Here is a 21,695-nt window from a genome sequence, read left to right as displayed (position 1 = left end):
GGTGGTTCAGCGCGCCGAGGCCGGGAAGACCAGAGCGACCGCGGTCACGGCGATCCCCTCACCACGCCCCGGGAAACCGAGCGCATCGGTGGTCGTCGCGGTCACCGTTACGGGGGCGCCGCCGAGAGCGTCCGAGAGCGCCCGCTCGGCCTCGGCGCGACGCGCGCTGAACCGGGGACGGTTGCCCTGGAACTGCGCCGAGACGTTGCCGATCACGAATCCCGCTTCGCCGAGCAGTTCGCGGGTGCGGGCCAGGAAGACCGCGGCGTGCGCCCCCGCGTACTCGGGGTGCGCGGTGCCGAAGTGCTCGCCGATGTCGCCGAGGCCGGCAGCGCCGAGCAACGCGTCGACGATCGCGTGCGCGACCGCGTCGCCGTCGGAGTGCCCCGACAGCGCCGCCTCGCCGGGCCACTGCAGTCCGGCCAACCACAGGTCGCCCTCTCCCCCGAACGCGTGGACGTCGGTGCCGAGGCCGACACGCGGCAGGTTCGGAGCGGATGCCGGCACGTGGAGGGGCAGCGCGGGGGCCTCGGCGAGCAGCCGGCGTGCCCGGTCGAGGTCGTCCGGGGTGGTGATCTTGAAGGCTCGCGGGTCACCGGGGATGCGTCGGACGGCGTACCCGGCGGCGGCGAACAGCGCGGCATCATCGGTGTACTCGATCCCCGAGGCGACGGCGGCGCGGTATGCCGCCTCGAGCGCGGTGCGCGGGAAGCCCTGCGGGGTCTGCGCCGCGGCGAGCTTAGACCGATCGACCGGCGCGATGATCGTGTCACCATCGACGCGCTTGAGCGTGTCGATCACCGGGAGCGCGGGAATGATGCCGGTGCCCTCGGCGACAGCGGCGGCGACCGCGTCGATCTGCGCGGGCGGGGTCAGCGCGCGGGCGGCGTCGTGCACGAGCACGGTGCGCACATCGCCCCAGAGCGCCGCGATCCCCGCTGCGACGGACTCCTGGCGGGTGTCGCCTCCCACGACGACCCGTGCGAGGTCGGCGCGATCCCCGGCGGCCTCGCGCACCTCGGTCTCGGCGTCGCCCTCGAAGCCCGCGGGCGCGACGACGATCACCTGCGCGGGGGCTGCGGCGAACACGCCGTCGAGGGCATGGCGCAGGATCGAACGCCCGTCGATGCCGACGAGGGCTTTCGGCGCACCCGCCGCCAGGCGGGTACCGGATCCGGCGGCGACGACGATGACCGCGACGTGCGGCACGGGAAGCAGAGTCACGTCTTCACGCTACCGCCTGCCGGGAACGACGAAGGGGGCGGATGCCGAAGCATCCGCCCCCTTCGGGAAACTCGGATCAGGAGGCGAGGACCTCGTCGAGCATCGCGCCCGCCTTGTCCTCGTCGGTCTTCTCCGCGAGCGCCAGCTCGGAGATGAGGATCTGACGAGCCTTCGCCAGCATCCGCTTCTCTCCGGCGGACAGACCGCGGTCCTGGTCACGGCGCCACAGGTCTCGCACGACCTCGCTCACCTTGATCACATCGCCGGAGGCGAGCTTCTCGAGGTTCGCCTTGTACCGGCGCGACCAGTTGGTGGGCTCCTCGGTGAACGGAGCTCGCAGAACCTCGAACACGTGGTCGAGGCCCTCCTTGCCGATCACGTCGCGCACACCGACCAGGTCGACGTTCTCGGCAGGAACCTCGATGATCAGGTCGCCCTGCGTCACATTGAGCTTCAGGTACTTCTTCGCCTCACCCTTGATGATGCGCTCCTTGACCTCGATGATGGTCGCAGCGCCATGGTGCGGATAGACGACGGTCTCGCCAACCTCAAAAAGCATAAAAACGTATCCTTTCGGCAACCTCAAGGATACCACAGGGGTTATGCGCTAAGGTTTGCGCCCCCTCGTCCCGAGGCGCGGTCCGCGTACCCGTAGAATGGTTGCGGATATCCCGTCGTACCCCAGGAGGACCCGTGAAATCGCGCCTTGTTGCGTCTGCTGCCCTCAGCGCCGTCGTTCTTCTCGGCGCGACCGGATGCACGTTCATCTCGCCCCAGGCGACGAAGATCGAGTACTCTGCCTCGGACGGCGTGAACGTCTCCGACGCCGAGGGGCCGATCGACGCGCGCAACGTGTTCATCGTCGCGAACGAGGACGGCACGGTGGGCAACCTCATCGGCGCCTTCGTGAACCCGACCGACGAGCGCGCGACCATCACGGTCGCCTTCGCAGGCAACGACGCGTTCACCATCACGGTCCCCGCGGGCGACAGCATCAGCCTGGGCGCCGACGCCGAGCCGCTGCGCATCGTCGGCCTCGACTCGAAGCCCGGCTCCACGGTCGAGATCCACTTCCAGTCCGGTGACTCCACCGGCGTGAAGACGGCCATCCCTGTGCTCGACGGCGGCCTCCCCTACTACGCGGACCTGGTTCCCGAAGAGAACTGATTCGCACAGACGCAGAGAAGGGGGGGGGCGGGGGGGGGGGCGGGGGGGGGGGGGGGGGGGGGGGGGGGGGGGGCCCCCCGCCCCCCCCCCCCACCCCCCCCCCCCCCCCCCCCCCCCCCCCCGCCCGCCCCCCCCCCCCCCCCCCTTCTCTGCGTCCGGAGCGTCGCGGCGCCTCAGCCCTCGAAGCGATAGCCGAGACCCCGCACGGTGACGAGCATCACGGGCTCGCTGGGGTTGACCTCGATGCGCGAGCGGATGCGCTTGATGTGCACGTCGAGCGTCTTCGTGTCGCCGAAGTAGTCGCTACCCCAGACCCGGTCGATGAGCTGGCCGCGCGTGAGCACTCGACCCGCGTTGCGCATCAGCACCTCCAGCAGCTCGAACTCCTTCAGCGGCATGTTGATGAGCTGCCCCGCCACCGAGACGGTGTGCCGGTCGATGTCGAGCGACACGCGGCCGCCGTCGAGCACGCGCTCGTCGAGCTCGCTGTCGGCCTGCACGACCCGGCGCAGCACCGCGCGCATACGGGCGAGGAGCTCGCGCGACGAGTACGGCTTCGTGATGTAGTCGTCGGCCCCGAGCTCGAGACCGACGACGATGTCGACCTCGGAGTCCTTGGCCGTGAGCATGATGATCGGCACCGCCGACGACGCGCGGATCTGACGGCACACCTCTGTCCCCGGCATCCCCGGCAGCATCAGGTCGAGCAGCACGATGTCGGCGCCGCGCTCGCGGAACGCGGTGAGCGCCGTCGGGCCGTCCTCGGCGATCTCGACCTCGTACCCCTCCCGGCGCAGCAGGTAGGCCAGCGGGTCGGCGAGATCGGGTTCGTCTTCGACGAGGAGGATGCGGGTCATTCGCGGTCACCTTTCCGTACGCGAGGGGCACCGGCCTTGGCGGCCTTGCGTTCGCGCTTCTTCTTGCTCTTCTTGCCGGCATCCGCGTTCGGCGGTGCGTCGATCAGGGGAAGCCGCATCGTGAACGTCGATCCGCGCCCCGGACGCGACCACAGGCGCACCTCTCCGCCGTGCCGCTGCGTGGCGTGCTTGACGATCGACAGGCCGAGACCTGTGCCGCCGGTGCGGCGCGAGCGCGCCTCGTCGGCACGGTAGAACCGCTCGAAGATGCGCTCCCGATCGCCCTCCGCGATGCCGATGCCCTGGTCGGACACCGCGATCTCGACGACGCCGTCCTCGGCGCGCACGCCGACGCCCACGCGGGACCCGCCGGGCGAGTAGACGATCGCGTTCACGATGAGATTGGAGACGGCCTCGACGAGGATCTGCGCATCGCCGCGCACCCAGACCCCGCGGTCACCGCCGCGGGTGATCTCGACTCCGGCGGCATCGGCCTGCACGACGTGCGCCTCGATCGACTTCGCGATGACCTCGTCGATCGCGACCGGGGCGACATCGCCGAGACCGTCGTCGGCCTGGAGACGGGAGAGGCTCATGATGCGGCCGGTCAACTGAGCGAGACGACCCGCCTCCGCCGAGATGCGGGACGCGAAGATGCGCACCTGCGCCGGGTCGTCGGCGGCCGACTCGATCGCCTCCGCGAGCAGCGTCACCGCACCGACCGGGGTCTTGAGCTCATGGCTCGTGTTCGCGACGAAATCGCGGCGCATCTGGTCGAGACGTTCCTGCTCCGTGACATCGCGGATGATCAGGAGGGTCAGACGCGGTCCGAGCACGCTCGCACGCGCCGAGACGAGACGCGGGTCGAGGCTGAGCCCCCCGCGGGTGATGCGCATCGACTCGGTCGCGGTGCCGCCATCGGCCCGCACACCCCGAACGAGCAGACGCAGCTCCGGGTTGTCGAGCGTCGAGCCCACGTCGATCCCGAACCGTGAGGCGGCGACCGATGCGGCCAGGACGAGACCCGAGGTGTCGACCACGCAGGCTGCGTCGTCCATGCTCGCGAGCACGTCGACGATCCCCTCGGGAACGGCGTTCGACGTCTCCTCGACGACGCGGGCCCGCGCACGGTAGGCCCAGGCGAGCAGGAGCGAGAGACCGATGCCGATCGCCAGGCCGACGGCCAGGGCGATCAAGGCGATCTGCGTCTCGGTCATGTCTCCAGCGTAGAGTGCGTTCACCCTCTCTCCGGCGGGTTTCCGGGCCGCAGCGCCCACAAGAGAAGTACTATTCACGTGCTGGGCACCGTTCGTTAACCTTCGGAGCAGACAATCGCTTCGGGCCTGTGCGGGAGCGCGGTCCTGCTCCTCCCGTGCGGACGACCCCGCCGTCTCGCGCTGACACCAGTCGAGATTCACATGAAAGGTTGCGCCCCACCATGCGCGAAGTCTTCCACCAGTCCCTCGAGGACCTGCAGTCCCGCCTCGTGGAGATCGCCGACCTCGTCACGGTCTCGATCGACAAGGCGACCCGTGCGTTCGCGACGAGCGATGTCGCGTTGGCCGAAGAGGTCATCGCCGACGACGCCAAGATCGACGAACTCGCCGTCGCCCTCGACGAGCAGGCCATCGAGATCCTCGCCCGCCAGCAGCCGGTCGCCCGCGACCTGCGCATCGTCGTCACCGCGCTGCGCGTCAGCGCGTCGCTCGAGCGCATGGGCGACATGTCCGAGCACATCGCGCAGCTCGCACGCCTCCGCTTCCCGGAGCGCGCCATCCCCAAGGGCCTCAAGGGCACCTTCGTGAAGATGGGCGAGCTCGACGTCGAGGTCGCGCGGACGCTCTCCGAGCTGCTGCGCACGCAGGACCTCCGTTTCGCCGACGCGATCCGCAACGCGGACGACGACGTCGACGAACTGCACGCCACCGTCTTCGAGAAGGTCCTCAGCGACAACTGGAAGGGCGAAGCCACGGCCACCGTCGACGCCACGCTCGCGAGCCGCTACCACGAGCGCTTCGCCGACCACGCCGTGGCCGTCGCGAAGAAGTACGTCTACCTGTCGACCGGCGACTGGGCCGTCGCCGAAGACGACATCGCCCTCGCCGTCGAGCAGCAGCAGGAGCTCGGTCACGCCTGACCGCAGCACCCCACGACGAAGCCCCCGGCGCGTGAGCGCCGGGGGCTTCGTCGTGTCGTGCGTGGAGGTTACTTCTTGCCCTGCGCGGCGACCGCGGCGGCACCGGCGGCGGCGGCCTCGGGGTCGAGGTAGCGGCCGGGCCCCGTGGGGACGTTGTTCTCGTCGAGTTCGTAGACGAGCGGGATGCCGGTGGGGATGTTCAGCTCGGCGATGTCGTCGTCGCTGATGCCCTCGAGGTGCTTCACGAGGCCGCGCAGCGAGTTGCCGTGCGCCGTGACGAGCACGGTCTTGCCGGCCTCGAGGTCGGGGACGATCGCGCTCTCCCAGTACGGGAGGAGTCGATCGATGACGAGCTTGAGCGACTCGGTGCGCGGTACCTCGCCGTCGATGCCCGTGTAGCGGACGTCGTGCACCTGGCTGAACTCGCTGTCATCGTCGAGCACGGGCGGCGGCACGTCGAACGAGCGACGCCAGAGCTGGAACTGCTCGGGACCGAACTCCTCGAGCGTCTGCGCCTTGTCCTTGCCCTGCAGAGCACCGTAGTGACGCTCGTTCAGGCGCCACGACCGCGTCACCGGGATCCACAGGCGGTCGGCGGCGTCGAGCGCGATGTTCGCGGTCTGGATCGCACGGCTCAGCAGCGAGGTGTGCAGCACGTCGGGCAGGATGCCGGACTCGGCGAGCAGCTCTCCGCCGCGGCGTGCCTCCTTCTGCCCCTGCTCGTTCAGGCGGACGTCCACCCAGCCGGTGAAGAGGTTCAGTTCGTTCCACTCGCTCCGGCCGTGACGGAGCAGGATGAGGGTGCGCTTCGCAGTCATGTCGTCAGTTTATCCGCCCGGACGGTGCGACCGAACAGGATGCTGGGAGGATGGAGACATGGCGTCATCTCCCCTCGGCAGGCCCACGCGCGGCACCACCGGGACCAATCGGCTGCGGCGCAACGACCGCTGGATCGCCGCGAGCGACGCCTTCCGCCGAGCATCCGACCCGCTCGTCGTCGACCTCGGGTACGGGGCGAGCGGCGTGACCGCGTTCGAGCTCGCGACCCGCCTCGTGCGTGTGCGGCCCGACGTCGAGGTGCGCGGTCTGGAGATCGATCCGGCGCGCGTCGCCGGCGCCGAGGCGCAGCTCGCGGACGTGCGCGAGGGTCGCACGTCGTTCGCCGCCGATCTTCCCGTCTCGTTCGGCCGCGGCGGGTTCGAGGTGCCGCTTCCCGACGGACGCCGCGCAGCGGTCATCCGGTCGATGAACGTGCTCCGCCAGTACGACGAGCACGACGTGCCGGATGCCTGGGCGCGCATGACCTCGCGCCTGGCGCCCGGAGGGCTGCTGTTCGAGGGCACGTGCGATGAGATCGGGCGCATCGCGAGCTGGATCGACGTCGCCCCGGACGCTGCGCCCCTGCGTTTCACCCTCTCGCTCCGACTCGCCGATCTCGAGCGTCCGAGCATCGTCGCCGAACGCCTCCCGAAGGCGCTGATCCATCGCAACGTGCCCGGGGAGCGGATCCACTCCCTGCTGGTCGACCTCGACCGGGAATGGGATCGCGCGGCCGCGCTGTCGACCTTCGGCGCCACCCAGCGCTTCCTCGCCGCCGCGGGCGCGCTGCGCGCGCAGGGGTGGCCCGTACTCGGCGGCCGGACGCGGTGGCGACTCGGAGAGCTCACGCTGCCGTGGTCGGCGGTCGCGCCCGCGACCTGAGCGGGGCGGAAGCCCGCTCGGCCTAGACCTGCGCGCGGGGGTCCGGCGCCGACGGGCGACGGGACAGACGGGTGAGGCGCGGGATGTCGGCCGTCGCGCCGGCATCGGCCGGAACGATGACCTGCTGCGAAGCCGCGATCTCGACGCCATCTGACCGCACGAGGAGGTCGCCGACCGGCGCGCGGCGACTGAGGATCGCGAGCGCGATCGGGCCGTCCTCGAAGTGTCGAGCCACGGAGGTCAGGTGCCCGACCTCGTCGTCGCCCGCGAAGACGGATGCCCCGACCTCGGGCAGCACCCCATCGCTGCCGTCGAGCTGCAGCGCGGCCAGACGCCGCGGCGGGTGCCCGAGATTGTGCACCTTGGCAACCGTCTCCTGCCCGCGGTAGCAGCCCTTGTTCAGGTGCACGGCACTGCGGATCCAGTCGGACTCGTGCGGCAGCGAGCGCTCATCGACCTCGGTCGCCCAGCGTGGCCGCCAGGCGGCGACGCGCAGCGCCTCCGCCGCGAGGAGCCCGGCCAGCGCGTCACGATCGGCCGACGTCGCGAGGGAATCCGCGCCGTCGCTCGTCAGCAGCGCGACCCGCCACGCGTAGTCGTCGGCGGGATGCGCGGCGACCTCGGCGTACTGGTGTCCGCCGGCGGACACGTGCTGCCACGGATCGGCCCAGATCAGGGGCGCACCGCTCGGTGCGGACGCCGCTGCGGCCACCATCGGCGCGATCGCTCCCCCGTCGACGAATCCGATCGGAACGAGATCCGGACGGATGCCGACGGATGCCTGCGCGCGGAACTTCATGCGGGTCAGCCATCCGGCGAGAGCCTCGGCGTCACCGGCATCCGCCAGCAGCCAGGTCGAGGCGCCGTCGTCGAGGACCCCGGCCGCATGCTCGACCCGACCCTGCGGGTCGAGGATCAGCAACTCGGTGCTCTCGCCCGGAGCGAGGCGGCCGAGGGCCTGCGAGGTGATGGAGTCGAGCCAACTCAGACGCTCGGGTCCCGCGACCTCGATCACGACCCGATCGCCGAGCGGGACGAAGGCGGCGCCCTCGGCGAGGCGACGCTGCTCGCGGAACGCGTCGCCGAAATGCGCGATCACGTCTCCATCGGAGACGGCGCCGTGGATCTCGGCGAAACCGCCCACGTCAGACCTTCGCCAGTCGCGCGGAGGCGTGCGAGCGCAACGGGGTGCCGAGCGCCGCGATATCCCACGCCCACAGCAGGTGACCGTCGACCAGACCGTACATCCGGGAGGAGGCGGTGTGCACCTTCGCGCCGGAGCTGCGCACCACGGCATCCGTGGCGATATCGATGCGCGGCCCGTTGATTTCGCCCAGGTACAGCTCGAGCGCACCGTCTGCGTGCGCGAGCGACACCTCGATCGGGAAGCCACCGCTCTCGGCGCGCAGCTCTTCGACGTCGTCGACCGTGCGGGCGACGACGTCGGCGGTCGGGGGCAGCAGTGCCGGACCGGCATCCGCGTCGGTCGCCGGACGTGCGAGACGCCAGAAACCGGTCTCGGCCAGCAAGGCGGAGGCCGGGGACCCCTCCTCCGTGAGGAAGGTCGCCGTGGCCGAGTAGTTCAGGAACGGTCCGCCATCGTGGCTGAAGCTCACGCGATGCGTGAACTCGCCCTGCAGTCGCTCATCTCCGACGGGGTAGTCGATGACCCCTGTTCCCTCCCACACGCCGATCAGCCACGAGAGCGGGGCGAGATCGGCGGGGAGGTCGGTGGGAAGCTCGAGCACGATCGGCTCAGCGCTGGCCGCGGAAGAGGTTGCGCAGCACGACCGCCGAGACGAAGACGATCGCGAGGCTCGCCAGACCCAGCAGGCCGATGAAGAAGAGTTCGAGCGCCATGAGATCCATGGCTCCTACCCTACCGCGCGCGAGCGGGGCTGTCAGGCGGCCGCAGTGGCGAGGGCGGCGAGCCCGAACCCGACCGAGATCACACCCATGAGCAGCAGTGCGCCGATCACGCTCCCACCCACCCGGAAGATGAACCCCTCGGTGCGGCCGTACCAGAGCTGCACGGCGAAGGAAAGGAGCACGGCACCGCCGAAAGCCACCAGCATCCAGGGGATGCGCCACTCCTCGCCGACCAGGATGCCGATCGCCACGGCGCCCACCAGAGCGACGGCCCAGACGGCGACCACGCCGGCGAGCGGACTGCGCGGAGCGAGTGCGGGTTGCGTCATGCGTCCATTGTCACTCATCGGCGCCGGTATTATTGCCGCACGGCGTCTACCCGCGCGCCGGTGAAGGAGTACGTGTGCCCCAGATCCTGGTCTTGACGAATGCTCCTGCCGAGGAGTCGGTCCTGCCCGCCCTGGAGCTGCTCAGCCACACCGTCCGTCAGATTCCGGCAGAGCCCGCGCGACTCGTGAGCGCCCCCGAATACGACATCGTGATCGTCGACGCCCGCACCAACCTCGCAGGCGCCAAGTCGCTGTGCCGACTGCTCCGCGCGACCGGCCAGGAGGCGCCCCTGCTCCTCATCGTCACCGAGGGCGGCATGAGCGCCGTCTCCGGCGATTGGGGCATCGACGACGTGCTGCTCTCGACCGCGGGGCCCGCCGAGACCGACGCGCGCCTGCGGCTGGCGATCGCGCGCCGCGACGACGCCGCGGCCCCGACGCGTGTGCAGGCCTCCGGCGTCACGATCGACGAGCAGTCGTACTCCGCCAAGCTGCACGGCAAGCCGCTCGACCTCACCTACAAGGAGTTCCAGCTCCTGCACTTCCTCGCCACGCACCCCTCGCGGGTGTTCACCCGTGAGCAGCTGCTCAGCGAGGTGTGGGGGTACGACTACTTCGGGGGCACGCGCACGGTCGACGTGCACGTTCGACGCCTGCGGGCCAAGCTCGGCGACGCCGATCAGATCATCGGAACGGTCCGCAACGTCGGTTACCGCTTCAACGTGTACGAGGACGACACCCTGGTCGGCTCGCGGTAACCGAAGGCATCCGTTCACGCGCGAGTCACCTCTCGGTGCTTAGATGTACCCCATGATGGATCCCGCTCTCGCCGACGCAGGTCTCGGCGACGCCGAAGACGACGACTTCGATGCCGTCGAGGCCCCCGACTCGCTCCTCCCGGACCACCGGTACCTCGATCGCGAGCTGAGTTGGCTCGCTTTCAATCAGCGCGTGCTCGAGCTGGCCGAGGATCCCTCGCTCCCCGAACTCGAGCGGGCGAACTTCCTGGCCATCTTCGCCAGCAACCTCGACGAGTTCTTCATGGTGCGCGTCGCCGGCCTCAAGCGGCGCATCATCACCGGCCTCGCCGTGCCGACCAACATCGGCCGCTCCCCCTCCGACGCGCTCGCCGACATCTCGCGCGAGGCGCACGCGCTGCAGTTGCGGCACGCGGATGCGTGGACGTCGCTCGTACGCCCGGCCCTCGCCGACGCCGGTGTCGAGATCACGGAGTGGGACGACCTGACCGACGACGAGCGCGCCGGGCTGTCGGAGTACTTCCAGGCTCAGGTGTTCCCGGTGCTCATGCCCCTCGCGGTCGACCCGGCCCACCCCTTCCCCTACATCTCGGGCCTGTCCCTGAATCTCGCGATCCGCATCCGCAATGCGCGCACGGGGCGCCAGGAGTTCGCCCGGCTCAAGGTTCCGCCCATGCTGCCGCGCTTCGTCGAGGTGCCGGGAGGCAGCGAGATCGCACGTTACCTGCGCCTCGAGGAGCTCATCGCCAACCACCTCGGCGATCTCTTCCCCGGCATGGAGGTGCTCGACCACCACGCCTTCCGCCTCACCCGCAACGAAGACGTCGAGATCGAGGAGGACGAGAGCGAGAACCTCATCCAGGCGCTCGAGGCCGAGCTGCTGCGCCGCCGCTTCGGCCCGCCGATCCGCCTCGAGATCACCGACGACATGGACGACGTGACCCTCGAGCTGCTCGTGAAGGAGCTCGACATCACCGACCAGGAGGTCTACCGCCTCCCCGGGCCGCTCGACCTGCGCGGACTGTTCGGACTGTCGCGCATCGAACGGCCCGACCTCCGGTACCCGCCGCACGTGCCGACCACCGCCGTCGCCTTCCAGCCCGGCGACAGCAACACGCGCACCGACATGTTCAAGGCGATCCGCAAGTCCGACGTGCTCGTGCACCACCCGTACGAATCGTTCACCACGAGCGTGCAGGCGTTCCTCGAACAGGCGGCCCGCGACCCGCACGTGCTCGCCATCAAGCAGACCCTCTACCGCACCTCGGGCGACAGCCCCGTCGTGCAGGCGCTGATCGACGCCGCCGAGGCGGGCAAGCAGGTGCTCGCCCTCGTCGAGGTCAAGGCGCGGTTCGACGAGGCGAACAACATCGTCTGGGCACGCAAGCTCGAGAAGGCCGGCGTGCATGTCGTGTACGGCCTGGTCGGGCTCAAGACGCACTGCAAGCTCGCCCTCGTGATCCGCGAGGAGGACGGCAAGCTCCAGCACTACTCGCACGTCGGCACGGGAAACTACAACCCGAAGACCAGCCGCATCTACGAGGACTTCGGGCTGTTCACCGCGGACGCGCAGGTCGGCAAGGACCTCACCCGTCTCTTCAACGAGCTGAGCGGATACGCGATCGAGAAGAAGTTCAAGCGCCTGCTGGTCGCTCCCCTGCACCTGCGCAAGGGACTCGTGCGCCAGATCGACAACGAGCGCGCCAATGCCGTCGCCGGCAAGTCCGCGCACATCCGCATCAAGGTCAACTCGATGGTCGACGAGGAGATCATCGACGCCCTCTACCGTGCCAGCGTGGCCGGGGTGAAGGTCGACGTGTGGGTCCGCGGCATCTGCAGCCTGCGCACGGATCTCGCGGGAATCAGCGACAACATCACGGTGCGCAGCATCCTGGGCCGCTATCTCGAGCACTCGCGGATCTTCGCGTTCGAGAACGACGGCGATCCGCAGATCTACATCGGCAGTGCCGACATGATGCACCGCAACCTCGACCGACGCGTCGAGGCGCTCGTCCGCGTCACCGAACCCGCGCATCTGAAGGAGCTCCTGGCGTTCTTCGACCTGGCGATGGATCCGGGGACGAGTTCCTGGCACCTCGGCGCAGCCGGCGTGTGGGAGCGCCACGCCGCGGATGCCGACGGCAAGCCGCTGATCGACCTGCAGGATAAGACCATGGGTCAGATTCAGCGACGCCGGCGTGCGCGGGCGGTTCGATGACGGTCGGACAGACCTTCGCGGAGCGGTCGAAGTGGACGGACAAGGCCGTCTACGCGGCCGGCGCCGTCGTCTGGCGCATCGTCGACGGCAAGCTGCGCATCCTGCTGATCCACCGCACAAAGTACCGTGACGTCACTCTGCCCAAGGGCAAGGTCGATCCCGGCGAAATGCTCGCCGAGACCGCGGTGCGCGAGGTGCAGGAGGAGACCGGCATCCGCGTCTCCCTGGGCGTTCCCGTGGGCGTGAGCCGCTACAACCTCGCGTCGATGAAGCAGAAGGTCGTGCACTACTGGGCCGCCGAGGCCACCGACGAGGCGATCCGCGCGTCGACGTTCGTGCCCAACCGGGAGATCGCGGCGATCGAGTGGGCCAGCGTGAAGAAGGCACGGGAGCGCCTCAGCTACCCGGTCGACCATGAGATCCTCGACTTCTTCGCCCGTCTGGTCGAAGATGGCGCGCTGCGCACGTTCCCCCTGATCGTGCTGCGGCACGCGAAGGCGCTGTCGCGTTCCGAATGGGACGGTGCGGATGCCGAGCGCCCGCTCACCGATCGTGGGCGCCGACAGGCGAAGTCGATCGTGGGCCCGCTGCGCGCCTTCGGTGTGCGGAAGATCGTGACCAGCGATGCCGTCCGATGCGTCCAGACCGTGAAACCGCTCGCCAAGGCGCTCGATCGCAAGGCCGTGCGCACCGAGCTCATCAGCCAGGATGCGTGGGAGGACGGCAGCTCCGACCTGCGCTCGGTCGTGGGGCGGCGCGTACGCTCGGGCAAGCCCGCCGTGCTCTGCAGCCACGGGCCCGTTCTGCCCGGCCTCCTCTCCGAGATCGCGCTCGCGACCGCCACGATCCAGGGCTCGTACCTCAGCAGTGCAGCCGATCTCGAGCCGGCGGCGTTCTCGGTGGTGCACCTCTCGGCCACGAACCCCGGATCCGGCATCATCTCGATCGAGACGCACATTCCGAAGGTCTGACACGGCCCGGAATTCCGGGGTTCGCACCCCAGAGAGTCGACAGCCGTTCACCTTCCGTTCACCCGCGCGGGAGAGTCTCGTTAACCGCCGCGCTTAGCGTCACTGTGTGCCCTGCACCGGGCCTCAACCCCTCCCACGATCGAACGGATCCACAGTGAAGATCTCCCGAATCGCTCGCATCGGCGCCATCGGCGCCGTCGCTGCTCTCGCCCTGGCCGGTTGCGCCGCGAACGAAGGCGGCACCGGCGGCTCGTCCGACGCCCCCTCCGACTCCACGCTCTCGGGCACCATCGACGCCACCGGCGCGTCGTCGCAGACCGCTGCGCAGGAGGCCTGGGTCGCCGCGTTCCAGACCGCGAACCCCGACGTCACCGTCAACTACGAGCCCACCGGCTCCGGCACCGGCCGCGAGAACTTCCTCGAGGGCGGCAGCAACTTCATCGGCTCCGACCGTGCGTTCAACGACGAGGAGATCGCGGCCGGCGGCTTCGGCGCCTGCGTGACCGACGACATCGTCGAGGTCCCGCTCTACATCTCGCCGGTCGCCGTCGCGTTCAACATCGAGGGCGTCGACACGCTCAACCTCGACGCCGCCACGATCGCAGGCATCTTCGCCGGCACGATCACCAACTGGAACGCTCCCGAGATCGCCGCGCTGAACGACGGCGTCGAGCTGCCCGACCTGGCGATCTCGCCGGTCCACCGCTCCGACCCCTCGGGCACGCAGGAGACCTTCACCAAGTACCTCTCGGCCACCGCCGGTGACGTCTGGACCTACGAGGCGGCCGACGTCTGGCCGATCGAGGGCGGCGAAGCCGCTCAGGGCACCTCGGGTGTCGTCCAGGCCATCACCGCGGGCAACGGCGCGATCGGCTTCGCCGACGCCTCGCAGGTCGGCGACCTCGGCCAGGTGCACGTCGGCGTCGGCGGCGACTTCGTCGCCTACTCGGCCGAGGCGGCCGCGAAGCTCGTCGAGGGCTCGCCGCTCGTCGAGGGCCGTGGTGAGGGCGACCTCGTCTTCGACGTCGACCCGGCATCCGCTGCCGAGGGTTCCTACCCGATCGCTCTGGTCAGCTACCTGATCGCGTGCGAGCAGTACGAGGACACCAACGTCGCCGAGCTCGTCAAGGAGTACCTCACCTACATCGCCAGCGCCGAGGGCCAGGAAGCTGCCGCGGACAACGCCGGCAGCGCACCGATCTCGGACTCGCTGCGCGAGCAGGTCCAGGCCGCGATCGACCTGATCCAGGTCGGCTGATCCAGCCGATCGACTGACGGCAGTGCCCCCGCGTCCCAACCGGACGCGGGGGCTCCGCCCGGTCAGCCCCCGTTCCATCCCGCCCCGAAACAGGGAGACCATGAGCACGACCGCGCAGGCGCCCGCAGCGCCGCACGCACCGATCAAGGCCAAGCAGCGTCTCGGCGACCGGGTGTTTTCCGGTACCGCTCTCGGAGCGGGGATCATCATCCTCGTCGTCCTCGTGCTGGTCGCCGCCTTCCTCGTCATCCAGAGCATCCCGGCGTTCCAGCTCGACACCACCGACAACCACATCCTCAAGGGCGAGTCCTTCTGGGTGTACGTCTGGCCCCTCGTCTTCGGAACGCTCTGGGCCTCGTTCATCGCGCTGATCATCGCCGCACCGATCTCCATCGGCATCGCTCTCTTCATCTCGCACTACGCTCACCGTCGCCTCGCCGCGTTCCTGGGCTACGTGATCGATCTGCTCGCCGCGGTCCCCTCCGTCGTCTTCGGCCTCTGGGGCGGCCTCGTCCTCGCCCCTCTCCTCCAGCCGATCTACGCCTGGCTGAACACCCACGCCTCCTGGGTGCCTTTCTTCGGCGGCCAGGTGTCATCGACGGGAAAGACGATCCTCACGGCATCCCTCGTACTCGCCGTGATGTGCATCCCGATCATGACCGCTATCTGCCGCGAAGTCTTCCTGCAGACGCCGAAGCTCCACGAAGAGGCGGCACTCGCGCTCGGCTCCACCCGCTGGGAGATGGTGCGGATGGCCGTTCTGCCGTTCGCACGCGGCGGCATGGTCTCGGCGGCGATGCTCGCCCTCGGCCGCGCACTCGGCGAGACCATGGCCGTGACCATGGTGCTGTCGCCCTCGGCCGTCGTCAGCTTCCTCGTGCTCACCGCGACGAACCCGACACCCATCCCCGCCAACATCGCCCTGGCCTTCCCCGAGGCGCACGGCACCGGTGTCAACACGCTCATCGCGACCGGCCTCATCCTCTTCATCGTGACCTTCGCGGTCAACGCGTTGGCGCGATGGATCGTCGCCCGCCGCGCCGAGTTCTCGGGAGCGAACTGACATGACCGTCCTCACCCCCACCCCGCCCGCCGTCGCCTCTGCGCCGGCAGCGTCGCTCACCGCCGGCAAACTGCCCACCTGGGCCCCGTGGGCCCTGCTCGGCGGATCCCTCGCGGTCAGCGCGGCCGTCTTCGGCGTCGCCGCGATCGGAACCAGCCTCGCCGACTTCAACATCTCCGGCACCGTCATCATTGGGCTGCTGCTCTACATGGTTCTCATCACGGTGATCTCCTCGATCGTCGAGAGCCGCCGCAAGGCCGTCGACCGCCTCATGACGGCGCTCGTCGCGACCGCGTTCCTCATCGCGCTGCTGCCGCTGATCTCGCTGCTGTGGACGGTCGTCTCCAACGGCATCGAGCGTTTCGACGCGGAGTTCTTCAGCTACTCGATGCGCAACGTGATCGGCGATGGCGGCGGAATCGTCCACGCGATCTGGGGCACGCTGCTCATCACCCTCACGGCGACGGTGATCTCGGTGCCCGTGGGCCTCATGACCTCGATCTACCTCGTCGAGTACGGTCGCGGCAAGATCGCGAAGGCGATCACGTTCTTCGTCGACGTCATGACCGGCATCCCCTCGATCGTCGCGGGTCTGTTCATCTACGCGGTCTTCGCGCTCATCTTCAAGCCGGGCATCTCGATGGGCATCATGGGTGCCCTCGCCCTGGCCGTGCTGATGACCCCGGTCGTCGTGCGAGGCAGCGAGGAGCTGCTCAAGATCGTGCCGAACGAGCTCCGTGAGGCGTCGTACGCACTCGGTGTGCCGAAGTGGCTGACGATCCTCAAGGTCGTCCTCCCGACGTCGATCGCGGGCATCACGACCTCGGTCATGCTCGCGATCTCGCGCGTGATCGGCGAGACGGCCCCGCTGCTGCTCACCGCCGGGTTCACGCAGAGCCTGAACACGAACATCTTCAACGGCCAGATGATGACCCTGCCGGTGTTCGCATACAACCAGTACATGAATCAGGGCACGAACCCGGACGCCTCGCTCGCCCGCGCCTGGGCGGCTGCCCTCACCCTCATCCTCATCGTCATGGTGCTGAACCTGCTCGCGCGCCTCATCGCGAAGCTGTTCGCCCCGAAGACCTCCGGCCGCTGAGCGCCCGACCACTCAGAACAGGAAACACGTGTCCAAGAGCATCGAAGTCAACGACCTCAACGTCTACTACGGCAACTTCCTCGCCGTGGAGGGCGTCTCCCTCGACATCCAGCCGCGCAGCGTCACCGCGTTCATCGGCCCGTCGGGGTGCGGCAAGTCCACGTTCCTCCGCACCCTCAATCGCATGCACGAGGTCATCCCCGGCGCTCGCGTCGAGGGCGAGGTGCTCCTCGACGGCAAGGACCTCTACGGCCCCGGGGTCGACCCCGTGCTCGTGCGTCGGCAGGTGGGCATGGTCTTCCAGCGCCCCAACCCGTTCCCCACGATGTCGATCAAGGAGAACGTGCTCGCGGGCGTCAAGCTCAACAACAGCCGCATGTCGAAGAGCGACCAGGACGACCTCGTCGAGAAGTCGCTCACCGGCGCGAACCTGTGGAACGAGGTCAAGGATCGCCTCGACCGTCCGGGCTCCGGTCTCTCGGGCGGCCAGCAGCAGCGTCTCTGCATCGCTCGCGCGATCGCCGTCTCGCCGGAGGTTCTGCTGATGGACGAGCCCTGCTCGGCTCTCGACCCGATCTCGACCTACGCGATCGAGGAGCTGATCGGTGAGCTCAAGAACGAGTTCACGATCGTCATCGTCACGCACAACATGCAGCAGGCGTCGCGCGTCTCCGACAAGACCGCGTTCTTCAACATCGCCGGCACGGGCAAGCCCGGCAAGCTGATCGAATACGACGACACCACGTCGATCTTCACCACCCCGTCCGTGCAGGCCACCGAGGACTACGTCTCGGGCCGCTTCGGATGATCTGACGCGCCGGGTTCGAGAACCCAGACCATTCGATTCCGGGGCGGTGTGTCGCTCGTCGACACGCCGCCCCGAGTCGCAATGGTCTGGGTTTTATCACGTGCGGACATCGTCGACACTCGTCCTGCACATCCTGCGGATGTTGCGAATCGCTCGCAGTCGCCGGGTTGTGGGTGCTGAGCCACCGATATGGGTGCGCAGGATCGAGGGATGTCCCTCGTCCGAGCAGACTCCATGCTTCGCACACTCGGCCGGATGGCCAGGACTGCTGAGCTGCTCGAACGAGGAGTGACCGCGCGAGAGCTGACACGCGCGTTTCGCGAGGGAGACGTGATCCGGCCGCGACAAGGTGTCTACGCGCTACCCGATACGCCCGAATGCCTGCAACATGCGGCATCCCACGGCGGAACGATCGGATGCGCCGAAGCTGCTGCCCTCCATGGGCTCTGGGTTCTCGAGCCACCCGCCGTGCACCACGTGTGGATGGGTCAGGCAGGCACGCCACGACTCGGATGCGCCGATTGCGTGGTCCATTGGGACTCGGGGCGCGTCGAGGTCGGTGAGCTTCCCCCTGTCGCGAGCGCGCTCTTGCAGATGGCATCCTGTTGCGGCGAGGACGCCTTCTTCGCCGCGCTGGAATCCGCGCTCCGCCGTGCTGCTCTCTCCCCCGGTGGATTCCGATGGCTGCGCCGAAGACTTCCGATCGACATGCGGTGGCTGCTTGCCTTCGCTCGGTCGGATGCCGATAGCGGTCTCGAGTCCCTGATCCGCCTCCGCCTGCACCGCATCGGCATCACCATGCGCAGCCAGGTATCCGTCGACCGCCTGGGCGAGGTCGACTTCGTCATCGGCGAGAAGCTGATCGTCGAGGCCGACGGGCGCGAGAATCACGAACGAGAGCGCGAAAGGCTGAAAGATCTTCGACGCGATGCGATCGCCGCTGCAGTCGGATATACGACCCTCCGGTTCAGCTACGCACTCATCGTCGACGAATGGCCCCTCGTCGAAGCCGCGATCCTCGGCGCGATGGCGCGCGGCGCGCATCTCGCACCCTGACACGCGTCAGAAAGCGGAGACGAAGCGCATCAGGAGCGGCATGTCGCGACCCGACATTTCCGGCATGGGGCGATGTCTCTCCGGTTCCTCAGACGGTCAGTCCCGGGGCGAGAGCAGGTACGCGTTCAGCTCGTCGGTCAGAGGCTGGTCGACCGGGAGCGCGGCTCCGTCGACGGCGGTGATCGCCGCCGCGAGACGCACGCTCGACACGAGCCACGCGGCATCCGCACGAGGAAGATCGGATGCCGCGATCCGGTCGTACCCGACCTCGAAACCGCGGGCGGCGAGGTGTTCGTAGACGCTCAGCTGCGTGGTGCCGTGCAGGATGCCGCCGTTCGGTGCCGGTGTGACGAAACGGTCTCCGAACCGGAGGATCAACGAGGCGGTCGGCGCCTCGAGCACGAAACCGTCGCTGGAGAGGAAGATCGCGTCATCCGCGTCGCGGCGGTGCGCCTCGCGCAGTGCGGCCATGTTCACGGCATACGAGAGGGTCTTGGCGCCCAGCAGCAGCCACGGCGCCCGTTCGGCGGCACCGAGGTCGTACCCGCGGTCGAGGGTCACCACGCGCACACCGTTCTCTCGCACGGCCCGGAAGTCCGCCGCCGGAGCCGCGGTCACCCATGCCGTCGGCGTCGGGCCGTGCTCCACCCCCCTGCTGAGGATGAGCTTGATGACGGCCTCGCCCTCACCGCACTCGGCGGCGGCCTGATCGATCGCCTGCCGCCATTGCGTCGGGTTCGGCGCGGGCAGGTCGCACAGTCGTGCGGAGTGCGCGAGGCGCTCGAGGTGCGGCACGACCTCCTGCGCGTGGCCGTCGACCACGCCGATCGACTCGAACACCCCGTCGCCACGCTGCGTGCTCAACTCGCCCACACTGAGGGCGGGAGCCGCCGCGTCGACGTGGGTGAACGTGTCACCGAAGTCGGAACGCTGCTCGTCGGCGGTGACGGGATCGATCATGAGTGCGAAGCGGCGGTTCATGATCCGAGCCTAGAGCGCCGGGAATACCGTCGCTCGTCTCGCGTTACACTGGTACAGGCCGGGCCGCATAACCCCGGGCTCCATTTTTCGCCGCTGCGAGCGGCCTTCCGCCGAGAGGCGTTCTTGCGGCCCGGTCTTCTCTTTTCCCGGCCGAGCGGATCCGGTCAGGCCAGTGCGCCCGACCGCCACAGCACACCCGCCGCGGAGAGGTCCTGCGCATAGCTGCTCAGGCGCAGCGCGCGGGTCGTGAGCTCGCTCGCCCGGCCGGGCTCTGTCGCCTCGTAGTCGTCGGCGGTATGCGTCGCTCCGGATGCCTGCACGCGGCAGAACGCGGCCGCGCGCTCGAGCGCCACGGCGAAGTCGCCGCGGAACGCCCCGCGCAGGATCGTGTCGACCAGCGCGACGATCTCCTCCGGGCTCGCCGGGACCGGAGCACCGGCGACGGCGGCGTCGACCGAGGGAAGCTCGACCCGTCCGCGCTCGTACAGCAGCGCCGAGGTCTGCGGATCGGTGTGGATCGCCAGCTGCAGCAGGTACAGCCGCCAGAGCGCACCGGGAAGCGTGCGCGAGGGCGCCTTCGACCACAGCTCCGCGATCTCGTCGATCCCGTGCTCGGCCGTGAACGCCACCAGGCGATCGGCGCTCACGCCGCTCTCGTCGGCGCGCACCCGCGCCAGCAGGGCGGATGCCGTGGCGTGCGCGATGCGCGTCTCCTCGGCGGGATCGTGCGCCCCGACGAGGTTGTCGAAGGAGGCGGAAGGGCGCCGCACGGGGCGATGGTGCTGCTCGGGCATCCCACCAGGGTACGCGCGATCGGCGACGCTCAGGCCGTGGGGATCGCGATGATCGGGTCGGTCGTCGGCAGCCCGCTCGGCGAGCCGCCCTCCTCCTCGACCGTGACGGCGATGACGTCGCCCTCGTGCATCGAGCCCGAGAGCACGGCGGTGGCGGTCGTGCCGTCGGCGTCGAACACACCGGCCGGCACCGGGGTCTCCCCGCGTACGAACCACATCTCGTACGTCTTGCCGTCGGCCGGAGCCGCGAGGCCGTCGGTCACGAGCACGGCGGAGCCGAGCGACGCCGACCAGTGGGCCGTGGCCGTGGTGCCGTCGTCGAGCGTGACACTCGCCTGCGCGGCATCCGACGCTCCCGTGATCTGCTCGAGGGCAACGACGCTCGCCGGGCGGTTGAGATAGTCATTCAGCGCGACGGAGCCGATCCCGACGCCGACCAGGAGTGCGAGGCACGCGGCGAGCGCGAAGATCGCCCTCGACCAGCGGCGGGGCGGGCGGATGCTGTCGACCGTCGAGGTGTCGGTCGCCTCCGAGGCGGGTGCCGCCTGCTCGTCGGTTCGGGCGCTCTGCGACGTGTGTGCGATCTGCGCGAGCAGCGCAGCGCGGATATCGGGTCGCGGCACCTCATCGGTGAAAGGTGCGGACAACTGCGCGGCGGTGGCCACGTCGGCGGCGACGATGTGCTCCCACTCGGGGTGCTCGTCGAGGGTACGACGGAACAGTTGCTCGTCGTCGGGTGAGAGCGCGTTCAGCGCAGCTCCCGCTGCGAGCTCTGCGAAGTCCTTCTCGTTCATGCCGTCACCCCCAATGCCGTGCGGAGACGGGTGAGCCCGTCCCGCATCCGTGTCTTGATCGTTCCCAATGGTGCTCCCAGAAGCACCGAAATCTCGTTCTGACTGTAACCGCCGTAATACGCGAGCACGATCGCCTCGCGCTGCGCTTCCGGCAGTCCCGAGAGAGCCGTGGTGACTCGCTCACCCTCGATGCTCAACTCGACCTGCTCGGCCACGCTGTCGTGGGCCACTCCGATGTCCCGCAGACCCGCCCGAACGTCACGATCGGTACTGGACTGCGAGGATCGAACGCGGTCCACCGCTCTCCGGTGTGCGATCGTCATTACCCATGTTCTCCCTTGGCCCTTGTTCGGAGCGAAGCGAGAAGCGGATTGCCAGATCTCGAGGAATACCTCCTGCAGCACTTCCTCACTCTGTGATCGGTTCACCAGCACGCGCAGAATGAGGCCGAACACGCGCTGCGACAGCATGTCGTAGAGCTCGGCGAAGGCCGCCTGATCCCCGGAGGATACGGCGAGGAGGAGGTCGGCGACGGCGTCTCGCGCCGGCCCGTCCTCGGGAACATCCATCCCATCGATGACCATCCCCTCCAGCATGCCGTATCCCGG

23 protein-coding genes are annotated in these 21,695 nt (G+C 69.1%); 11 read left to right on the top strand and 12 right to left on the bottom strand.

The window, feature by feature from the left end; all coding sequences use genetic code 11:
• Positions 1–6 precede the first annotated feature (6 nt).
• Both ispD and ACIPVN_RS14115 read right to left on the bottom strand, forming a co-directional pair.
• Positions 7–1,224 carry a 2-C-methyl-D-erythritol 4-phosphate cytidylyltransferase gene (gene ispD / locus ACIPVN_RS14120; protein ID WP_400443957.1) on the bottom strand — a complete coding sequence of 406 codons (1,218 nt, stop codon included), beginning with the start codon at positions 1,222–1,224 and terminating at the stop codon, positions 7–9.
• Positions 1,225–1,300: 76 nt separating this feature from the next.
• Complete coding sequence (locus ACIPVN_RS14115; RefSeq protein ID WP_247625017.1) at positions 1,301–1,783, bottom strand: CarD family transcriptional regulator; 483 nt, start codon at positions 1,781–1,783, stop codon at positions 1,301–1,303.
• A 134-nt stretch (positions 1,784–1,917) separates the two neighbouring features.
• On the opposite strand from ACIPVN_RS14115, the gene ACIPVN_RS14110 reads away from it, so the two are divergent.
• Complete coding sequence (locus tag ACIPVN_RS14110) at positions 1,918–2,391, top strand: DNA modification methylase (RefSeq protein ID WP_400443954.1); 474 nt, start codon at positions 1,918–1,920, stop codon at positions 2,389–2,391.
• A 173-nt stretch (positions 2,392–2,564) separates the two neighbouring features.
• Here the strand turns inward: ACIPVN_RS14110 and ACIPVN_RS14105 are convergent, their stop codons facing one another.
• Together ACIPVN_RS14105 and ACIPVN_RS14100 are read right to left on the bottom strand one after the other, a co-directional pair.
• The gene (locus tag ACIPVN_RS14105) at positions 2,565–3,248 is read right to left on the bottom strand and encodes a response regulator (protein WP_400443951.1); all 684 of its coding nucleotides are present in this window, start codon (positions 3,246–3,248) and stop codon (positions 2,565–2,567) included.
• Positions 3,245–4,465: a sensor histidine kinase gene (locus tag ACIPVN_RS14100; protein WP_400443948.1), complete on the bottom strand. Its 1,221-nt coding sequence runs from the start codon at positions 4,463–4,465 to the stop codon at positions 3,245–3,247. Before ACIPVN_RS14100 ends, ACIPVN_RS14105 begins: the two co-directional genes overlap by 4 nt.
• A 221-nt stretch (positions 4,466–4,686) precedes the next feature.
• Between ACIPVN_RS14100 and phoU the strand changes: the two genes are divergently transcribed.
• Positions 4,687–5,385, top strand: coding sequence for a phosphate signaling complex protein PhoU (gene phoU / locus ACIPVN_RS14095; RefSeq protein ID WP_400443945.1), 699 nt, complete (start codon positions 4,687–4,689; stop codon positions 5,383–5,385).
• Positions 5,386–5,453: 68 nt separating this feature from the next.
• Here phoU and ACIPVN_RS14090 read toward each other — a convergent pair whose 3' ends face one another.
• On the bottom strand, positions 5,454–6,203 hold the full coding sequence (locus ACIPVN_RS14090) for a phosphoglyceromutase (protein ID WP_400443942.1): 750 nt from the start codon (positions 6,201–6,203) through the stop codon (positions 5,454–5,456).
• A gap of 58 nt (positions 6,204–6,261) precedes the next feature.
• On the opposite strand from ACIPVN_RS14090, the gene ACIPVN_RS14085 reads away from it, so the two are divergent.
• Positions 6,262–7,086: a class I SAM-dependent methyltransferase gene (locus ACIPVN_RS14085; protein ID WP_400443940.1), complete on the top strand. Its 825-nt coding sequence runs from the start codon at positions 6,262–6,264 to the stop codon at positions 7,084–7,086.
• Between the two features lie 22 nt (positions 7,087–7,108).
• Here the strand turns inward: ACIPVN_RS14085 and ACIPVN_RS14080 are convergent, their stop codons facing one another.
• The 3 genes from ACIPVN_RS14080 to ACIPVN_RS14070 form a co-directional block, all read right to left on the bottom strand.
• Positions 7,109–8,230, bottom strand: a complete 1,122-nt coding sequence (locus ACIPVN_RS14080) for a YgfZ/GcvT domain-containing protein (protein WP_400443938.1) — start codon at positions 8,228–8,230, stop codon at positions 7,109–7,111.
• A gap of 1 nt (position 8,231) precedes the next feature.
• Positions 8,232–8,834, bottom strand: coding sequence for an FABP family protein (locus ACIPVN_RS14075; protein WP_400443935.1), 603 nt, complete (start codon positions 8,832–8,834; stop codon positions 8,232–8,234).
• Positions 8,835–8,987: 153 nt separating this feature from the next.
• On the bottom strand, positions 8,988–9,284 hold the full coding sequence (locus tag ACIPVN_RS14070) for a hypothetical protein (protein WP_400443932.1): 297 nt from the start codon (positions 9,282–9,284) through the stop codon (positions 8,988–8,990).
• A 74-nt stretch (positions 9,285–9,358) separates the two neighbouring features.
• Between ACIPVN_RS14070 and ACIPVN_RS14065 the strand changes: the two genes are divergently transcribed.
• The 8 genes from ACIPVN_RS14065 (at position 9,359) to ACIPVN_RS14030 (ending at position 18,518) form a co-directional block, all read left to right on the top strand.
• Positions 9,359–10,042 (top strand): winged-helix domain-containing protein, encoded by a 684-nt coding sequence (locus tag ACIPVN_RS14065; protein WP_400443929.1) that lies wholly within the window; start codon positions 9,359–9,361, stop codon positions 10,040–10,042.
• A gap of 52 nt (positions 10,043–10,094) precedes the next feature.
• Positions 10,095–12,260, top strand: a complete 2,166-nt coding sequence (locus ACIPVN_RS14060) for an RNA degradosome polyphosphate kinase (protein ID WP_400443926.1) — start codon at positions 10,095–10,097, stop codon at positions 12,258–12,260.
• The gene (locus tag ACIPVN_RS14055) at positions 12,257–13,231 is read left to right on the top strand and encodes an NUDIX domain-containing protein (protein ID WP_400443923.1); all 975 of its coding nucleotides are present in this window, start codon (positions 12,257–12,259) and stop codon (positions 13,229–13,231) included. The genes ACIPVN_RS14060 and ACIPVN_RS14055 overlap by 4 nt, the downstream gene beginning before the upstream one ends.
• Positions 13,232–13,385: 154 nt before the next feature.
• Entirely contained in the window at positions 13,386–14,489 is a 1,104-nt protein-coding gene (locus tag ACIPVN_RS14050; RefSeq protein WP_400443920.1) for a phosphate ABC transporter substrate-binding protein PstS, read from the top strand.
• Positions 14,490–14,589: 100 nt separating this feature from the next.
• Positions 14,590–15,552: a phosphate ABC transporter permease subunit PstC gene (pstC, locus tag ACIPVN_RS14045; RefSeq protein WP_400443917.1), complete on the top strand. Its 963-nt coding sequence runs from the start codon at positions 14,590–14,592 to the stop codon at positions 15,550–15,552.
• A gap of 1 nt (position 15,553) precedes the next feature.
• Positions 15,554–16,654 (top strand): phosphate ABC transporter permease PstA, encoded by a 1,101-nt coding sequence (gene pstA, locus ACIPVN_RS14040; protein ID WP_400443914.1) that lies wholly within the window; start codon positions 15,554–15,556, stop codon positions 16,652–16,654.
• 28 nt (positions 16,655–16,682) lie between these two features.
• The gene (gene pstB / locus ACIPVN_RS14035; protein ID WP_247625033.1) at positions 16,683–17,462 is read left to right on the top strand and encodes a phosphate ABC transporter ATP-binding protein PstB; all 780 of its coding nucleotides are present in this window, start codon (positions 16,683–16,685) and stop codon (positions 17,460–17,462) included.
• Positions 17,463–17,651: 189 nt separating this feature from the next.
• Positions 17,652–18,518 carry a DUF559 domain-containing protein gene (locus ACIPVN_RS14030; RefSeq protein WP_400443911.1) on the top strand — a complete coding sequence of 289 codons (867 nt, stop codon included), beginning with the start codon at positions 17,652–17,654 and terminating at the stop codon, positions 18,516–18,518.
• 96 nt (positions 18,519–18,614) lie between these two features.
• Here ACIPVN_RS14030 and ACIPVN_RS14025 read toward each other — a convergent pair whose 3' ends face one another.
• The 4 genes from ACIPVN_RS14025 to sigK all read right to left on the bottom strand — a co-directional run bounded on the left by ACIPVN_RS14025 (position 18,615) and on the right by sigK (position 21,683).
• The gene (locus ACIPVN_RS14025) at positions 18,615–19,499 is read right to left on the bottom strand and encodes an aminodeoxychorismate lyase (protein ID WP_400443909.1); all 885 of its coding nucleotides are present in this window, start codon (positions 19,497–19,499) and stop codon (positions 18,615–18,617) included.
• Between the two features lie 164 nt (positions 19,500–19,663).
• Complete coding sequence (locus ACIPVN_RS14020) at positions 19,664–20,293, bottom strand: DNA-directed RNA polymerase subunit beta (RefSeq protein ID WP_400443906.1); 630 nt, start codon at positions 20,291–20,293, stop codon at positions 19,664–19,666.
• 29 nt (positions 20,294–20,322) lie between these two features.
• Positions 20,323–21,087 (bottom strand): anti-sigma factor domain-containing protein, encoded by a 765-nt coding sequence (locus tag ACIPVN_RS14015; RefSeq protein WP_400443903.1) that lies wholly within the window; start codon positions 21,085–21,087, stop codon positions 20,323–20,325.
• Positions 21,084–21,683 (bottom strand): ECF RNA polymerase sigma factor SigK, encoded by a 600-nt coding sequence (sigK, locus tag ACIPVN_RS14010; RefSeq protein ID WP_400444699.1) that lies wholly within the window; start codon positions 21,681–21,683, stop codon positions 21,084–21,086. Before sigK ends, ACIPVN_RS14015 begins: the two co-directional genes overlap by 4 nt.
• Positions 21,684–21,695: the final 12 nt, after the last annotated feature.

Origin of the sequence: Microbacterium sp. NPDC090003, from assembly GCF_044748385.1 — a bacterium.
GTDB lineage: Bacteria > Actinomycetota > Actinomycetes > Actinomycetales > Microbacteriaceae > Microbacterium.
Note: the sequence above shows the minus strand (reverse complement) of the source record. Positions and strands in the feature narration are given on the sequence as shown.

Excerpts from the sequence above, each read along its gene's own strand:
- ACIPVN_RS14115 (WP_247625017.1), bottom strand. The coding sequence starts at position 1,783 with ATGCTTTTTGAGGTTGGCGAGACCGTCGTCTATCCGCACCATGGCGCT.
- ACIPVN_RS14105 (WP_400443951.1), bottom strand. The coding sequence starts at position 3,248 with ATGACCCGCATCCTCCTCGTCGAAGACGAACCCGATCTCGCCGACCCG.
- ACIPVN_RS14100 (WP_400443948.1), bottom strand. The coding sequence starts at position 4,465 with ATGACCGAGACGCAGATCGCCTTGATCGCCCTGGCCGTCGGCCTGGCG.
- phoU (WP_400443945.1), top strand. The coding sequence starts at position 4,687 with ATGCGCGAAGTCTTCCACCAGTCCCTCGAGGACCTGCAGTCCCGCCTC.
- ACIPVN_RS14090 (WP_400443942.1), bottom strand. The coding sequence starts at position 6,203 with ATGACTGCGAAGCGCACCCTCATCCTGCTCCGTCACGGCCGGAGCGAG.
- ACIPVN_RS14085 (WP_400443940.1), top strand. The coding sequence starts at position 6,262 with ATGGCGTCATCTCCCCTCGGCAGGCCCACGCGCGGCACCACCGGGACC.
- ACIPVN_RS14070 (WP_400443932.1), bottom strand. The coding sequence starts at position 9,284 with ATGACGCAACCCGCACTCGCTCCGCGCAGTCCGCTCGCCGGCGTGGTC.
- ACIPVN_RS14060 (WP_400443926.1), top strand. The coding sequence starts at position 10,095 with ATGATGGATCCCGCTCTCGCCGACGCAGGTCTCGGCGACGCCGAAGAC.
- ACIPVN_RS14055 (WP_400443923.1), top strand. The coding sequence starts at position 12,257 with ATGACGGTCGGACAGACCTTCGCGGAGCGGTCGAAGTGGACGGACAAG.
- pstC (WP_400443917.1), top strand. The coding sequence starts at position 14,590 with ATGAGCACGACCGCGCAGGCGCCCGCAGCGCCGCACGCACCGATCAAG.
- pstA (WP_400443914.1), top strand. The coding sequence starts at position 15,554 with ATGACCGTCCTCACCCCCACCCCGCCCGCCGTCGCCTCTGCGCCGGCA.
- ACIPVN_RS14030 (WP_400443911.1), top strand. The coding sequence starts at position 17,652 with ATGGGTGCGCAGGATCGAGGGATGTCCCTCGTCCGAGCAGACTCCATG.
- ACIPVN_RS14025 (WP_400443909.1), bottom strand. The coding sequence starts at position 19,499 with ATGAACCGCCGCTTCGCACTCATGATCGATCCCGTCACCGCCGACGAG.
- ACIPVN_RS14020 (WP_400443906.1), bottom strand. The coding sequence starts at position 20,293 with ATGCCCGAGCAGCACCATCGCCCCGTGCGGCGCCCTTCCGCCTCCTTC.
- ACIPVN_RS14015 (WP_400443903.1), bottom strand. The coding sequence starts at position 21,087 with ATGAACGAGAAGGACTTCGCAGAGCTCGCAGCGGGAGCTGCGCTGAAC.
- sigK (WP_400444699.1), bottom strand. The coding sequence starts at position 21,683 with ATGCTGGAGGGGATGGTCATCGATGGGATGGATGTTCCCGAGGACGGG.